The sequence below is a fragment of the Yoonia sp. R2331 genome, assembly GCF_041103235.1.
Classification (GTDB): domain Bacteria; phylum Pseudomonadota; class Alphaproteobacteria; order Rhodobacterales; family Rhodobacteraceae; genus CANMYO01.
In genome coordinates, this window is record NZ_JBGCUN010000002.1 from 89,894 (window position 1) to 107,295 (window position 17,402).

The following is a 17,402-nucleotide window of genomic DNA, read 5'->3' on the forward strand; positions in this document are numbered from 1 at the left end:
GTTAACGCTTGTCAGGACTTGCACCTGCACGGTTTGTGCATGGTATGTGCATCAGTTGTGCCCTGCTCTAGGGCAGCAAATCAAACACCGCAATCGCGGCCCCGGCGCGTCCCTCTCGACCCGCGATTTCCGCCTCGATCAGCGGCAGCAAATCCGACGCACGGGCCCCATTGTTGGCCGCCGCTGCCGCGATCAGCGGCGCGTCCGATGCGACTGCCATGATCATCTGCGGCTGCGCTTCGCCGCTGCCATCGCTGTTGAGGCCAAAGCTGAACGTGGCACTTCCATCAGCCCCCTCGGTCATCCGGTCCGTCAGGTTATAGACTCCGCCTGCTGCCGTAATCAGCACCAGCCAAACCGGGCGGCCGCGGCGGTCACTCAACCGACCAACAATCGAACCACCGCTTTGCATCTCATTGGAATCCAACACCAAAATGGGCGGCGCACCTTCGGTCTGTTGCAGCGTTCGACCCAGATCAAGGGCCGCACAATGGGTGTCCGGCACCGGGCTGGTCCGGATTGTTGGGCGGCTGTCAAATGCCGCCTCAAAATCGTCCGCCAGCCTGTCAAACCCGGCCAAGTTGTTTCCATAAGCCGCAACAACTCCAGCCTCGGGGCCTGTCGCAATTCGCGTGGCATAGGAACAGGGCCCTGCCTCATAGCTGGCCAGAAAGCTGGCGCGCGTCATTGGCCCGGACGGTGTAGAGGTGACGGGGTCTTCGACTGTATTGGTATCGCCCGCATCTGCGTGCCGCATACCTTCCGGCAGCATGTTATCCGGAATAAGTCCTTGTTGCCACGCAACAAATCCGCCCAAACCGGCAATGACCACCAGGATCATCAGCCACCGCAGGAAACCGCCGCCGCCCTCGCTGTCGCGGCGGCGTTTCGGTGTACCGGCCATCGTGTTTTGACCCGGCGCAAAGGTCGCAGGCGGTGCGGTCATTCCCGGAGCAAAGGTCCCTGGTGCGACGCCTGTTGGTCCGCCAAAGGGGCTTGCCGATGTGGCGTCAACCGCTGCAGGAACAACGCTCTGCCCACCCAAGGTCGCGGGCTGTTGGGTCTGGCCCGAATGGGTTGGCGGTTGCCGCAGTCCCGGCGTCTGCAACCCGGCCATGGCTTGCCCTTGGGGCGGATTGGTTTGACCATCTGCAACAGGCCGGACCCCGCCGTATTTTTCAGGAATATCAGCGGGATGGTCCAACAAACGGATCACATCCAGCATCCGTGCGGGACGGTGGATCGGGTCGGGTTCCAGCATATGCGCCAGCAACGGGCGCAGCCCATCTGGCACGTCGCTCAGGTCCGGAATTTCCCGTCGCGCATTTACCGCTTCCACGACAGAGGCACCCATATCTAAAGGCTCGCCCCGCAGGGCAGCCGCCATCAACAAACCAAGGCCATAAATGTCTGTGCGCGGCCCGATCTCTCCGCCGAAGTGGCCCAGCTGTTCAGGCGAGATGTACTTGAATTTGCCCGCCAATTGGCCGTGCAACGTGTTTTCGGCCATCTCGGTCGACTTGGCGATACCAAAGTCAATTAGCACGGCCTCTGACACCTTTCCATCACGCAGCATCACATTGTCTGGTGACAGGTCACGGTGCACAACATCCATCTGATGCGCCCGGTCCAGACCGCGCGCGACGCGACGCAGAAGCCCACGCGCTTCGTCTTCGGTCAAGGGGCGTTCGTCACGCACAAAGTCCGACAGGGACACCCCGTCGATGAACTCCATGATCAGGCAGAACCGGTCGAGGTCCGCATCTTTGACAAAGTTGAAATAACGCACAATCGCATTGTCAGACAGGCCGCAAAGCACCTTGGCTTCACGCATGAAAAGGGCCGCGATCTTGCTGTCATTGGCCAGTGATTGTAGCACGATCTTGATCGCCACCGCATCGCCAGTAAAGGCGTTCACCCCGCGAAAGACTTCGCCCATGCCACCGGCGCTGATCAACTCTTTGATCTCGTAGTTGTTGTTGATCATCGTGCCGACTGGCACGGCGTCCTTGGGAGGGGTCGGCGCATCAATTGGCGCGTCGGACAGATCGTCAGGCGGTGGCGCAATCGACGGCTCTTTCGGCGACTCTGCGGGTTCTTCAAGCTCTGGTTCTGCGACCGCTGCGGCCACGACCGGCGGTGGCGTCGACACGCCACTTGGCTCTTCCACAGGAGCAGCCGCGTCGGGTGGCGTCGCGATGCCTTCGTCCGTTGGGCTAACATCCTCTGGCACAGGCGGGCTAGAAATCCCCGTTTCACCTTCTGCCGTTGCCTCTGTCTTGGGTGGAGATGCGAGGCCACTTTCACCCTCTGCCGGTGCTTCGGTCTTAGGCGGCGAGGCGAGGTCACTTTGACCCTCTGCTGGCGCTTCAGTTTTTGGAGGCGAAGCGATGCCGCTGTCCGCCTCTGCAACGGGTGCTGCGGTGACTGGCGGGGTCGAGATGCCACTGTCCTCTGCCACTGGCGGCAGGCTAGTGGGCGGGTTCGAGACAGCCTCTTCCGATGCCGGATCTTCGGGCAATGCTTCTGCCGAAGGGGGCGCGACAGCCGCAGGTGCATCCGCAATAATCTGCGTGCGGTCTTCCTCTTCCGGCGTAGGTGTGTCTGTCACAATCTGCGTGCGATCATCCGCAGGTGCTGCATCAGCGATCGGTTCAATTACTGTTCGGTCATCATCCGCAGGCGGCAGGGCCGCGCCTGCAATCACTGTCCGGTCAGGATCAGCTGGCGGCGGCGAAATCGCCTCTTCCGCGTCACTCTTTGGTGGCAGCGTTTTGTCGGGATCAGGTGTTTCGTCTTGCATCACGCACCCTCCGCCTAAAAGAACGGCTCGGGCGGCAAACACCGCACGACCACTGCTGTCACATTGTCTTTTGCACCGCGATCAAGCGTCTGGGCGATCAGATCATTGCACACGGACTGCGCCGTTTGCCCGCGCTTGAGCGCCTCCGCGATATCTTCGTCGCTGTTATGTTCCGTCAACCCGTCAGAGCACAAAAGGAACATGTCTCCTTGCCGGATTTCCCCGCTGACGACATCACAGTTTGGTTCCTCTGATACGCCGATGGCGCGGGTGATCACGTTTTTGCGGGGCCAGTTTTCGGCCTCATCACTGCTGATCATGCCCGCGTCCAGCAGCTCGCGCACCTCGGTATGATCGCGGGTCAGCTGTTCCAGCGTTCCATTGCGCAACCGATAGATCCGGCTATCCCCGGACCAGATACAGGCATAGCTTTCTTCATAGACCAAAAGCGCGACAAGCGTCGCACCCACGGTGCCGCCACCAAGGCTGATGGCATGATCGCCAATCTTGTGATGCGCGCGGCCCAAACGTTCCATGAACCGGGCCTGAAGGTCGCCTGCGGAAATGGAAAAGCCGACGGTCTCCATCTCGCCGGTGATGGTCTGGCTGGCAAAATCGCCCGCATCATGGCCGCCCATGCCGTCAGCCACAACCCAGACACCGGACTCCGGCCGGACAAAATAGCTGTCCTCATTGTGGTCACGGACGCGCCCGGTATCGGTCGCAGCACCCGTTTCAAAAAGGAAGTATTCGGTCTGCATCAAGTGCCCCTCAATCCGTCATCTGTGGCATATCAACCGGCGAGACGGTGTTTTCATTGTCAGCCGCAGGCGGCACAGTTCTATCAGTTTCGGGCGCTGCGGGCGCGCCCCGATCATCATCATCAAGCGTAGGCATTGGCACGGCTGCAGGCGCGGTTGCCCGCACGGCATCCGTCATCAGCCACGCCAGCACAGGGGCATCCGGCAAGCCCCGCGTCACGTGCACAGCCGCACCGCCCGGGCCTTCGCACCACAGATAGCTGCGTGCCGCAGCGGCGCGGTTGTGATCAACCTCTGCCACATCGCCCCAAAGTCGCTGCAAATTGCCATCGCCCCGCGCGGCCCAGAAGTCTGGCTCTATCGGGGTGGCGGGGCCGGGCAGCACAGGGGCAACAGCCGCCTGAACATGGGCGGTATAATCGCTGGCACCTGTGTCGCTGTCGCGGGTAAAACTGCGCATGGCATCGGTCAAAGCCACGTAAATCGCTTGATCGCTGCCATGCACCGGGGCAGGCTGATCTGACCCGACAACCGCTGCAGCAAGCGGAAACCGGCGCCCTACGGTGTCGCGCGATGGGGCCATGACGCCAAAGATTGGGCCGACCTCATCCACCAGCGCGCCACCAAACCAGAACCGGATTGGCGGGCTGGCATCAAACAAGTCACCCCATCCATCACCCCAACCATCTCGGATTGCGGGCATCACGTGGTGCAGCCACTTTTCGAGCGTGGCCTGCGCAGTTTCAGGCAGGCCGTTCGTGACAAAATCACCAAAGGCCGGGTGCTTGCCGTAGAGGCCAACAGCGACGCTTGGGATGGTGTCTGTGAACTGATCCTCGGTCATCGCATCAATCCAGGCTCTGCGGGCAGCTGAATGCCGACAGTTCTGGCATGGTGAAGGGGTTGGTCGCGGCACTAAAGCCAAAGTCATAGCTGATCGACCGGCCGCCAATGTTAAACGTCAAACGCTGTTGTCCGCCATTGTCCTGAATGGACGCGGCCCGCTTCATCAACCGCAAAATCGCCCATGGCCCATCCTGGAACCCAACGGCAGAAGTCCGGTCAAGCGAAGGGAACAGCAGGATCGTAGCAGACCCACCGGCACCGGGCCAATCAAAGGCCTTGGCCGGATCACCGGTACGCGACAGCATGATAGAGCTGTTGATGTCCAATTGCGCTTGTTCGACCGAGGCGTGGTTGCCCACATGCCGCACGGTGATCTTGACCTCTGGCGCGGGCGTGCCTGCGGCAAAAAAGGCGCGGCGAATTTTTTCTGCCCGATCGAATTGCCGCAACGTCGCAGGCGAGATTCGATCAGCCAGCGGGCTGTTGGGATCTACCGATAACCCGTCACCTGTGCGGATCACATGCGGGGCCAGATAAGTATTGAAGTAGCGATCCATCGCGCCACCGGGACCGAAGAACTGACCAAAGGTGCCAGGCGGCAATTGGCGCGGGGTGTCGGCAAAGGGGAAGAATGATGCGATCTCTTCACGGCAGGTGAACGCGATCTCATTGGTCAGCGCGCGATTCATTTCGGCCAATGTCGCGTCAGAGGCTTCGTTGCGGAAATCCTTTTCGGCGTCGTTCACAAACGCGCGCAAGTCGCCGGGCAGACGTGAATTGTTGCGTGTCAGGTTGGACAAGAGTTGCGGAAGAAGGGCCGCAGATTGACCTGGGTTCGAGGATGCAAGCCGCAGGTTGTCGCGGATCGCCGCAAGGTCGGCCAGTACGATATCAATCGGACGCTGTCCTTCAGCACCTTCCAGCATCACATGCCAGTCGCGAAACTGTTCCTGAATGCGTTCCACGGGGCGGAGTGGCCCATCGGCAGATCCGCTGACTCGGTTCTGATTTTTTTCGTCGCGCGCTGCATCCAGCAGCACCTTGCCTGCGCGATCCGAACGGCGGCGCGCACCATCAAGGAACACATTGCCCAGCGTTCCAGCCACACCTGCGGCACCACCTGATGCCGCTGCCTCTGCTTCTTCTGCAGCGGCGGCAATCCGTTCCAATTCTCGCATCAACTGGGTTTCGCCATCCACCGCCTCGACCAGCTTCAGGATCGGCGAAGAGAACGGCGCAGACGCGGCAGCAAGAATGTCATACTGCGGCTTGTCCGCAGACATATTGGCCAGCTTGATGTTGCCGAACATCGTGTACCACGCGTCGCGGAAATCCTGCCCATAGCGCGACTGCAACGCCTGATCGAGGCCGCGCATCTGGTTGTCGAAATTCACCAGATCAGCCTGATCGCCCAGAACCCATTTGTCACGCTCCAGCGCGTCGCGGACATCCAGCAGTTGGTCAAAGAAGAACGACCAATAGCCTTCGTAGGTATAAAGCCCCGGCACACCTACCGTCGACAAATCAGAACCGTCCTCGGTGATGAACACCAGATTGGCGTCATTGCCGGTGGCCTGCACCAAATTGAAATCGACCAGCCCGGCGGTGCTGGCGCGATCAGTGATCAGCGCATAGGCCTGATCAGCCAGGGACATTTGCACGATGGCCGAGCGGGCGGCGTTGACTGTTTCGGTGTCAATTTCGACCTGAATGTCGCGGGTGTCATCCAGTTTCAGCATCGCATCCAGATGGGCGTTCAGCGCATCGCGCTGGTTGACCTCAAACGCGCTGGAAAACTGTTCCCGCCAGATACCCTCGAACCAGGCTTTGACTGCTGCGTCGTCAGACTGCGGTGCCTGACCACCCAGCAGCATATAAACCTTGAGCGCGCGATAGATCTGGGCGGGCTCACCAGCGGCGCGGATCTGCGGCAGTTGCGTTTCAAGATCAAGGATAAGACGGGGCCGCAGCATCTGTTCCAGCGCATCGGCATAGGCACTGTCGGACGCGACACTCAGCCGTTCGCGCTGCCCCAACCCCAGACCTTCCCAGAATGTCGGCTCTGTCGCGACACCGTAACCCGCCGGCATGTCACGAAGTTGGTCAAGATACGGCAAGATCGGCTCCAACCCCGGATCGTCAATTTCGGTCCGGGCAATTTCATCTTGGGCGGCACGGGCGTACTTGCCGGTTTCCTCTTCGGCGTTGCCCAGCAGGTTGTAATTCTGCCAGAAACTGAACCCAAACACCGCCAAAAGGCCGACGGTCGCAAGTGAAATGGCAGAGAAGCCCAAGGTGCGCAAAATCGCCGTGCGGCGCACAGCGCGGGCGTCATGACTGACCCAGTCGCGTTCTTCAAAGATGACCCGTTTCAGCAGATCGTGGATGAAGAACGATTTGCCCTGTCCGGACATGAAAGACGGCGCAAATGCACCGCTGGCGTTTTCAGTCTGGGCCATCGCGCCCAGCACCTGATCGATTGGCGTGCCCTCTTGCGTGCCGGAGGTAAAGTAGAACCCGCGCAGGATCGCATTTGTCTTGTGCTTGGACGGCGCAAAGACCCGGCGCAAAAACTCGCTGACATTTTCGCGCATCAGCGCCATCTGACCGGGCAAGCCAAAGATCGCGACCCGGCTGATGCCATCGGGTTCCTCGGACAAGCGGTCAATTAGCTCGTCCGAAAGGCGGCTGACCAGCTTGTCGAATTCGGGGCCAACATCGTCATGTGTCTGCGCCGTGCGATCCTTGGTCTGGAACGTCACGCCCCAAACCGCCTTGCGGCGGTGCTGGCTGAAGCTGCTGAAATACTCGCGGAACCCGCTGATCAGGTCCGCCTTGGTGAACAGAACATAGACCGGAAAATCAACGCGCAGCGCTTCGTGCAGCTCCGCGAGACGGTCGCGCACGATGTTGGCATGCTCTGTCAGCTGCTCGTCGGTCGAGGTCATCATATCTTCGGCGGAAAACGCCAACATCACGCCATTGATCGGCTGATTTGGGCGCGAACGCTTGAGCAATTGCAGGAACGACGTCCAGCTTGCACTGTCAGCCTCGGCATCGCTGTCTTGGGTGGTGTAACGCCCGGCGGTGTCGATCAAGATCGCATCTTCGGCGAACCACCAATCGCAATACCGGGTGCCGCCGAACCCTTCCATGCCGCCGTCTTCATCGCCCGCAACAGGAAATTCGATGCCGGAGTTTTTCAGCGCGGTCGTCTTACCCGCACCGGGTGGGCCAATAATGATGTACCACGGCAAATCATACAGATACGTAGCCCCGCCCGACTTTTTCAACCGTGCAAGGGCCGAATTCATCTTTTCGGCCAGAACCTTGCCATCGCCGGCTGGTTCTTTGACCAGCTCTTCTTCCATTTCCTTGGCAAGCTTGCGACGCTTGCGCCACTTGAGGATTTGCACAAGTAGGATGATGCCGAGCAAAACGCCGATAAGTGTCGCGCGGAACCAGACCGCTTGGGTCAGCCACCACGGGATCATGCCAAAGCCGAACCAGATCGCCAGACACAGGCAGATCATGCCGATGATGATCAGCGGGATGCGCATCCACGGCTTCCATTTCAGAAAACGGAAAAGGACCGAAAACCTCAAAACGTGCCCTCTTTTGCCAGCATGATTTCAACCCGTCGGTTCAATGCACGTCCCTCTGCGGTGGCATTGTCGGCAATCGGATCCGCTTCGCCCCGGCCCTCGATGCTGAGCCGGTCAGGGTCTGTCATAAGGTCATCCAACACGTCCTTGACGGCAGCGGCACGTCCGACGGACAAATCTAGGTTGGTCTTGTAAAGCCCGCGGCCCGACGGTTGAATATCATCGGTATATCCCAGCACCCGGACCGGGCCCTGTTCGGCATTCAGCGTATCAACGATCTGGCTCGCCAGCTCTGCGAACTCTGGCCTGACGGTCGCGCTGCCCGACCGGAACAACAGCGTGTTGCCGACGCGAATATAAATGAATGCGCCCTTCTCACCGATCTCAACCGTCCCATCAGCCAGTTGATCTGCCAACGAGACGCGAATGCGGTCCAGCTGCGTTGTGTCCACGGGCGCCACAAAGGCCTGCACCGGGGCCTTGCGGACCAGACTGATGTTTGCGGCATTGGGATGCATTCGGAAAAGCTGCGTCGCCAACGCCCCGCCTTCGCGGTTGATATAGGTGGACATGCCTGCATAGCCCGCGACGACCAGAACGCCCGCAATGCTCGCCGCGACCCACATGGGCAACCCGCCCAACCGTTTCTTCGCGGCCATCGGCACGGCCTGCCAGTTGACGGCAATATCTTCATCCGGGCGCGGCTTCACCCGGCGCAATGTTTCGTAGATCGCCGACCTGATCCGGGCCAGTTCCACGGCACCATTCGGCATTGTGCGATACTGTCCTTCGAACCCCAGCGACAGGCAGACCAACATCAACTCCAAAAGGCCATAACGCTGGGCCGGGGCCTGCATGGCTTTTTCAGCCTCTTGAAAAAACCCTACACCGGAGTCGCGCTTTTGAAAAAATCGCGCGACCATTGAGTATTGCAGCCAAGTGCCTTTGTCGGTGCCGGGCAGATTTTGCACAATGTCATCCGCCGTGCCGCACAACACATAGGTGCCAATTTGCGCCTCTTGCGGGTCTGCGCCCTCTTGCACAGCGTTGCGTTCATAGGCCTCAATTTCACGCACCACATGGTTCATCAGCGGCTCGGCCTGCATTTCGACCATGCCGGTGCGTAGACGTCCAAACAAGATCAGCAAATTGGCCGCTGCAGCCAACAACGGATTCGTCGGTCCACCCTTGCCCAGCCCTGTCGCGCGCAAAGCCTCTTCCAGCGCGATGCGCGGCGTCTGAAGCCCTTGCGGCGCTTCGGGTTGCCCCGATGGCACATCAGGAAAAAATCCCTGCTGCTGAGCGCCGGGTGCTTGCCCCGGTGGCGCGGGCTGGGACGCAGGTGGCAAGGCACCACCCAGCCAGGTGTTCCCATCTTGCGGCGAAGACGCAGGCGTACCGATCCCGGCCTGTCCAGGCCGTTGCGGCGGCAATGCGCCGCCAATTACCGTCCGGTCCGCTGACGGACCTGTGGGTGCCGCGCGCGGTGGTTGGGCAGGCTGCTGCGGCAGCTTACCCCCGAAGACTGTCTTGTCGTCGTCCTTCGACATCAGTTCTTCTCCGGAATGGCCCAGAGTTCCAGTTTCAGTTCAGGCCAGTCACCGGCAAAGTGCATTCCAATGGCAGGCGCGGTCGAAAACTCCTGCCACATGGGCGTGTTCTTTTCGAGCAGGAAGTAGACATTGGTGCTGACAACCCTGATCTGCCGCGGCGGGTTTGGCAAATGCACAAGGCTGATCCCGGGCAAGTTGTTGGTCACAATCTCGCGCATTCGTGTGTTGGGGCCAACTTTGCATAGCTCTGGGAACTGACTTTGCACCTGCGTCAGCGGCTTGGCGCTTTCGACCTCGATCACAAATGTAGCGTCGCGGAACAGGTTCCGGTCACTTACTTCGGCCAGATAGGAGTTCTGCCGTACTTGGTTCAGGTTCAGGCGCACCGCGCGACCAACATCACGGCTAAGCGCGCGCTGAATGTCCGCGACAACCGGGCCAAACGTTTCTTTGGGGTCGCCGTGGTCATATTCGCCATAATCCCGCGCCATCCGTTCACCCTGATCAAAGGTGGCCAATTCGCCAGCCAGCGCAATCAGATGCTCGTAAAGCCGTTCAGGATGCACTGCGCGACTGGTCGCCATATGGCGCAGCACGCCGATGTTACGGTTCAGCGTCATCAGCATCAGGTAATCAGTGGCCTGCATACCGCCGCCCGCCGATGGGTCAGAGGCATAACGCGCAAGGCTTTCTAATTTCGCTTCGATCCAGCCAATGACACGGGTGAGATATCCCACGGTGACCGGATGCACCGCAATGATCAGCGCAGGTGGTGGCACCGTATCATCAAGCGAAATCACTCCATCGCGCACTTCATTGACCCGCGCGATCCGCAAGCATTGATACCCCGGCTTGGCAGATTTGCGCACGTCGAGTTCCAGCCTTGGGACCGCGGTTTCAATCAGATGCTCGACCCGCGCATTGGATGCATTGTCAGCCACTGTCGCCGATGACAGCGCATAGCGTGTTGTCGCGGCTTCTGGCCCGACCCCGACGTCCTGACCGTTCTGGGACATATCCGGCAGGGTCAACCAGACATAAAGGCCCTTAGCATCCTCTGGCACATCAACTGGCGTCGGCAGATCCCCGGCGTTAGGAACATCAAACGGTGTCCCGTCAGGCATGATCCCGGTGACAGTGCGAAGACCAAACCGGCCTTGCTGCGCCATGTCCCGGTCTACAGTCATCTCTGAAATGCCCCAAGGATAGGGCGTGATCACTTCTGTCCGAGACTGGATCAGCTTTTCGACGTACCGATCGCTTTGTTGCAGGTGTTGCGGCTGCAGAAACAGACCTTCTTTCCAGGCAACCTTGCTAAACCACGACATTGCAATCCAATCATCTTCAATAGGCTGGGCGTTGCGGGCAAGTCTGGAACCTTGACCCCCTGCGGTCAAGCCTTGGCCCGCGCAAAAAGCGGTCCACTCAATAGCTTAAGGGCCGGGATTTGTCCCGGCCCTTTGTTTTGATCAGAATTGGAAGCGGGCTTGCGCCGTGACGCCCCAGCTTTCCAGCCGGTCGCTGACACGGATGTCACCGCGCACAGAGGCGTTGAACTGCTTGACCGCGCCAAATTCACCGGGCTGCAAAATCTTCACATAGTTCAGACCAGCGCTAACCTCGCCGTATGTGCCAAGGTTCTGAGACGAAATCAGAGTCTCTTCGCCGTTGTCGGCCCGCGTAAAGGTTGAGGTCGGATTATCCGCAAAGTCGTTGTAGACCGTCAGTGTCCCGAACTGGGTCAAGGCAGACACGCCATCTGAACCCACACGGGTTCGGGTAAGCGTGCCACCGGCGAAACCAATGCGGCTGTCATAGTCGTCAATCTGCACCACACCGCGCCCTTCAAAGGTGATCGGGTCGGTCGACACTGTGCTGTAGGCGAACCCAACGGTCGGCACAAAAGTCAGGTCCGTTTCTTTGATCGGGATCGAATAGGATACAGCACCGGATAGCGTGCGACCATCAGACGAGAACTCTTCGTCGGTCAGGCCCAACGATGCGCCGCCGGCAGCCTCGATATTGGTGGCCGTATAGTCGGTTCTTTCAAGCCGATACTGGAGGTCAACGGCCAGGCGATCACGCACGGCAGCAACGTAGACACCACCGTAGGCCTGAGTAAAATCGACGTCGGTGACCGAAGTCTGCACGCCTGACAAACCGCTAGGTTGGTTCGGATCGGGCGCAAAGATCGGCTGGTTCGACTTACCTATGTTCACACCACCGATGGCGCCAAACGCAAGGTCCCATCCGTCATAGAAGCCGTTGAAACAGGCATAGTCCCCACCCAACTGCACACCGTAGTAGTCAGCCGAGATGCTGCTGTCGAAAGGCTCTGTTGTGCCGTTGATCTGGTCAATCTGGCCAGTTGCATCAGCAGACCCGCCAATCGCACGCGCCCAGACACCCACACCACATGGGTTTTCGTCTTCGAACGCCAAGCCGCTAACGAACGGACTTGATGGACGGTTAATGACTGAACCGATCAGCGATTGCGCTAGAACAATTGTACCCGCGATCGAAGAGATGCCCTGATCAAGCGCGTCAAAGACGACTAGATCACCGGCATCGTTCTGCGACAGGCCGTAGATGATGATGCCATCAGTCAACCGCAGGTCGCTAGAGTCCGGAAGCCCATCGGCAGTAAAGTCAATTGCGCCCTGGCCACTCGCCGCATCCAGAACCACAACATCAACATCCTGTTCGCCACCTGCGTCCAGAACGTTGAAATTTAGCACAACATCGCCCGTCACAAAGGACCCCGGCGACATCACGATCTGGTCGGCGGTGCCAACTGTGCCGGACAGGTCGATGTCCACATTGAAGGTTTGCGCACCTAGATCACCATCGATATTTACGCGGTCACCTGTTGCAGCGTTCCGTGTCAGATTGACACGACCACCGCCACGCAGGCCGTCGGCAAAGCTCAATGTACCGGACCCGATGATGACACCTGTGTTCGAGAACGCGCCTTCGACCATCGCACCATTTGCAAAGGTTGCAGTGCCTGTGTTGGTCCCCAGGACTTGCGACCGCAGCGTGGCACCGGCACCCAAATTCAGCGTACCGTTGCTGGTAAGGTTGGCCGCTTCCAGCGTCGCGCCAGCCGCAACCGTCAGGGCAGAGCCGCCGTCGGTTGTCAGATCACCTTCGACCGAGAACAGATCGCCATTGACCTGCAACGCGCCGGTTGCGCCAAAGTTGATGCTGCCATCGCCAATTGGTCCCGGCACGCCAGGGAACGACCCTTCGATGACACGGGTTGTTCCGTCAGTCGTGATCAAAGAGTTCGCGGTCACCGTACCTTCAAGCGTGGCGTCGTTGAGGTTCACCGTCGCACCATTGGCAAACGACAAATCACCCGCGACCGTGCCGTCATCGACGGTCAGCGTACTGTTGGACCGGAACGTACCGGTGCTGCGCGAGGCAAGCACGAAGCCGTTAGAAATGCTAATCGTACCAAGGTTGTCAAAGGACCCGGCAACAAAATTGCGGTCATCCAGATTCAGGTTACCGGTCTGCGTGTTCTCAAGCACACCGATGTTCGACGTCGGGCCGCTCAGCGTAAAGGCCTGCGCGCTCGACCGTGCGGCAACCTTGGCGCGCGCATCGTTTGGATCGGTGTTGATGGTCCCAGTGTTGGTCAGGGTGCCCGTCACGTCGCCAAAGTAGTCGACCAGACCACGATTGATCAGATTCCCGTCAATCTCGCCATCAAGACGGACATAGCCAGCCTGCAGATTGCGCACATCACCTGTGAGCGTCTGCCCGGTGTTGACAAAAAGGTCACCCGAGCGATTGACGACTTCGACGGCGGTATCGGCATTCAAGTTCACATCACCGCCGCTGATCACGATGGACTGTGACAGATCACCGCCATTCAGGTTCACATCACCACCGGTCAGGGTCAGGTTACGTGTGATCGTCCCGCCATCGTGATCCAAAACACCGCTGCCAGAGACGCGGACATTGCCACTCAGCGTTCCGGTGTTGGTCAATGTTCCGCCGGACAACGTGACCGCTTTGGTGATTGACCCCGCGTTCGCACTCGTGCCGCCCAATTGGGCGAGTTCACCGGTCAGCGACACGCCTGCGTTCACCGTCACATTGCCTGCGATATTGCGAATGTCGGCATTGGTGTCGGATTGTACAGTGACGTCACCCGCATTCACGCGCACCTCGCCGGTGTAGACACCGCCATTCAAGTTGAGCGTGCCGGTCCCACTGACCGTGGTTGCCCCGTTCACGCGCGAGTTGTTGCCGCTGGTCACGGTTCCATCGGATACCTTGAGGTCACCGAACAGCTTACCGTTCAATGTCAGGTTTCCGCTGTTATTCATGAATTCGCCAGTCACCGACCGGGCAGAGCCGATAGTGATGTTGATTCCGTTGTTGCGGATCGCGGCAAAGGTATCACCCGTGATCGAAAGCGAACCGCCATTCGCCACGATCCCACCGGCGAACTGGCCACCGTCAGCCACAAGCGACGCGCCGGTGGTCAACGTGGTAACGCCAACAGTATTGGCACCCGTTTCTTGCGTCCAAGTGCCGCCGCGGACCTTCACTTCACCAGTGACAGTTCCTGCATTTGTTGCAACGCCGCCATTGTGCGTGATCGCACCATTCCAGCGGCCCGCGGCCTCAATATCCAAAGCATCCGCATTGATCAGCGTACCGATCCCATTGCCAGCCACGGTTATTGTGCCAGAGTTATTGCGGACCGAACCATCGGCCCGTAGCCCGTCGACAACAATCGATCCACCATTGTTGTTGAGGTCCGCGTTGATGCGCCCCTGCGCATTGTAGGTGCCGCCCTGCACGTTCACATCGCCGACGACGCGACCCACTTGCGTCGTGGTCCCGGTCGTGTTGCTAACAGCGCCGTCCACGACGCCGTTGGCCAAAATGTCAAGATTGCCGCCGGCGTTCAACAAGGTCGCAACGGTGATTTCACCGTCGACCGTCGTAGTGCCGCTGTTGGTGCGGAACTGTCCCTGGAACGTACCGCCCGTGGCATCGATCATCCCGCCAGAATTGATGACGTCAGCTTGCAGCGTGCCTGCCGTCGCCTCAAACGTACCGCCTGCGTTGACCGTCACCTTGTCAGTGATGATACCGCTCGATGAAACCGTGCCGCCATTGGCCTTGACCGTTCCGGCCAGCGTGCCTTGGTTGTCAACGGTACCGTCCGTGTTCACGAGCGCACCGGTCAAAGCCTGACCGCCAAGCACCGTGACAGAAGATCCCACGTTCGTCAGATCAGCAATTGTATCGCCGTCCACGGTGATCGTACCGCCCTGGCCACGCAGCCCACCAAGGAAGGTGGTACTATCGGTGGTCATCTGTCCATCAAGAACCCGCGCCTGACCGGTAACCGTCCCGCCATTTGCATCTACGGCGCCATCCACCAACCGGATCGTGCTGCTGAAATCACCTGTGCTGGTCACCAAACCACCATCGACAATAAGCGCGCCGGTCAGGGTGCCCAAATTGTTCATATCACCGCCAAAGTTATCGACCTCACCGATCAGTGTTTCGCCGCTCTCGATCGTCAACAACCCAGCAGTGTTGCGTACATCAACTGTCGTCGGACCGGTGATGTTCAGATCACCGCCCTGATTCAGAATCTCTTGCGTGAACGTCCCTCCATCGGCGTTTACAGTACCACCATCCAAGGTCAGCATGCCGGTATGAGAACTGCCAAGCTGTGCGTTAAGAATTGCGCTGCCATCGACTGTAATATCGCCGACAATCGACCCAACGTTGTCGAACTGATCCGCGATCGCATCCGCAGCATCACCTGACAGCGTCAGATCTCCGATCATGCTGCCGTTGTTAGTGGTCGCACCCTTGTTGCTGACATAGTCATGCGTCCAAGTAGCTGCCGCATCCACGATGACAGTGCCGCCCTCGTTCTGCACGACCGTCGACGTCGCAGCAGCGTTCAGGTTCACAATGCCGCTGTTGTTCACAATGCCCGCAGCAAACGTCCCGCCATCATCGTTGACGGTCCCGCCGTTCAACGTAACAAGGCCAAAGACCTCGCCGCCGGCGGCGTTGTTGAGCTCACCGGTGCTCGACAAAGTGACCGACTGGCTGATGTCACCGGTGGCAAGGTTGTTGATCGTACCGCCAGACAGCGTCACGGCATCAGCAATAATGCCGGAGTTGTCCGTAGTGCCATTGGTGCTGGTAAATGCACCAGACAGGGTGATGCCATTGTCGATCGTGACAGTGCCCCCGGCATTGGTCACATCAGCAGTGGTATTGACCATAACGTCAAAAGAACCGGCGTTGTTCAGCACACCAGTATCAAAGCCACCGCCCAGCGCATTGATGTCGCCACCCTGATTGGTAACCAACCCGGTGATCGTTGATCCGCTGTTGGCGTTGAAAATACCACCTCCAGACGCAGAGACAGTGCCGGTGATCGTGCTGTTGTTGTCAAAGGTGCCGCCGTTTGCTGCGACCGTGCCAACGACCTCACCATCATTGGTCGTGGTGCCGCCTTCATTGACAACACCGCCAGTGACGACGCCTGTCGCCAGGATATTCAGCGTACCGTTTGTGGAATCCGTGCCGTTTGTGATGGTCGCCGCGACCATTCCGTCGACCGTTGTTGTGCCTTCATCATTCTCGACGCCCGCTGTTATGGTCCCGCCGCTTAGCAGGATCGAGCCGGTGTCGGCATTTGTGATGGTGCCGGTGACTGTGCCGCTTTCAACGACCAACGCACCTGTGCTGCTGACATCAATGCCGCCCGTTACATCACCTTCGTTGGTGAATGTTCCACCTTCAACTGATGCTGTGCCGACATAGACACCCTCGTTCGTCACCTGACCGGTGGTCTGGGTGATAGTGCCGGTCAACGTGTTGCCGTTGACGATGGTAAGATCACCACCATTGACGTTCACATCTACAAGCCGGTCCGCATCTGTCGCGGCGTCGGACCCGTGGCGCACCTTGACTGAGCCGCTGGTCAGGTCGATCTGACCGTTGCCGCCAGTCGTCGAATAGGTGCCGCCTTGCAAAATCAGCTCACCGCCATCCACGGTGATGACATCTTGGATATCACCGCCCAGCGCCAGCATCTGGCCACCGTTCACGTTGATCCGACCGCCGTAGTCCGCGAGGTTGGTCAGAAGGCCACCCTCAAGGTTGAGTGTCCCGACAGCTTCCGAGTTATCGCCGGTCAGGCGCAGGGTGCCCGCACCAGATGCGTTCACGGTAATCGTCCGACCCGTATCACCCTTGGTTGAAATCTTGGCCGAGATCTGTGCCACGTCAGAGGCGTTGGTCACGTCAATCGCAAGATCGGACGCCCCGCTTCCGCGCACAACGATTTCAGGATTTGTCGCGCCCGCATCCGGACGGATCACATAGCCATTTACGTCAAAAGTGATGGACACCGGGCGGACCGAGGACTGCAAATCCACTTTGACACCCGTCGCTCCAAAGACCACATCATTCGCCGGATTGTTCCGAAACCTTTTGTGCGTCCCGCTGCCATCCGCGGCGTTGTTCCAACTGTCTGTGAAAACGTCCCAGATTCCATCTGTTGTCTCAAGCGGGGCCGAACTCGTGTCACCTGTATTATCGTAATAGAGAGTTTCCGCCGTCAGCGGTGCGGGCAATCCGGCGCCGATCAATGTGGTTGCCAGAACAATGGCAGAGGTCCCAAGCAAACGCGCTTTGAGCGGGGTGCGGGGATGCTGTGATGTCAACAGGGCACGCATGACGCAATTCCTTTGGTAAAATAACCGTTAACAAAGACCGAAACACGGTAAGGCGCTGCAATCAACAGGAAACATTGGTTAACGACCCATTGCCGCGG

7 protein-coding genes are annotated in these 17,402 nt (G+C 59.1%); all 7 read right to left on the reverse strand.

What is annotated here, in order from left to right:
• Positions 1–67: 67 nt before the first annotated feature.
• The 7 genes from AB3Y40_RS15290 to AB3Y40_RS15320 all read right to left on the reverse strand — a co-directional run bounded on the left by AB3Y40_RS15290 (position 68) and on the right by AB3Y40_RS15320 (position 17,304).
• Positions 68–2,803 (reverse strand): serine/threonine-protein kinase, encoded by a 2,736-nt coding sequence (locus AB3Y40_RS15290; RefSeq protein WP_369440238.1) that lies wholly within the window; start codon positions 2,801–2,803, stop codon positions 68–70.
• 14 nt (positions 2,804–2,817) lie between these two features.
• Positions 2,818–3,564: a PP2C family protein-serine/threonine phosphatase gene (locus tag AB3Y40_RS15295; protein ID WP_369439742.1), complete on the reverse strand. Its 747-nt coding sequence runs from the start codon at positions 3,562–3,564 to the stop codon at positions 2,818–2,820.
• Between the two features lie 10 nt (positions 3,565–3,574).
• On the reverse strand, positions 3,575–4,408 hold the full coding sequence (tagF, locus tag AB3Y40_RS15300; protein WP_369439743.1) for a type VI secretion system-associated protein TagF: 834 nt from the start codon (positions 4,406–4,408) through the stop codon (positions 3,575–3,577).
• Positions 4,409–4,412: 4 nt separating this feature from the next.
• On the reverse strand, positions 4,413–7,970 hold the full coding sequence (gene tssM / locus AB3Y40_RS15305; RefSeq protein WP_369439744.1) for a type VI secretion system membrane subunit TssM: 3,558 nt from the start codon (positions 7,968–7,970) through the stop codon (positions 4,413–4,415).
• Positions 7,971–8,011: 41 nt separating this feature from the next.
• Positions 8,012–9,565, reverse strand: a complete 1,554-nt coding sequence (icmH, locus tag AB3Y40_RS15310; RefSeq protein WP_369439745.1) for a type IVB secretion system protein IcmH/DotU — start codon at positions 9,563–9,565, stop codon at positions 8,012–8,014.
• On the reverse strand, positions 9,565–10,896 hold the full coding sequence (tssK, locus tag AB3Y40_RS15315) for a type VI secretion system baseplate subunit TssK (protein ID WP_369439746.1): 1,332 nt from the start codon (positions 10,894–10,896) through the stop codon (positions 9,565–9,567). The genes icmH and tssK overlap by 1 nt, the downstream gene beginning before the upstream one ends.
• A gap of 141 nt (positions 10,897–11,037) precedes the next feature.
• Positions 11,038–17,304 (reverse strand): hypothetical protein, encoded by a 6,267-nt coding sequence (locus AB3Y40_RS15320; protein WP_369439747.1) that lies wholly within the window; start codon positions 17,302–17,304, stop codon positions 11,038–11,040.
• Positions 17,305–17,402: the final 98 nt, after the last annotated feature.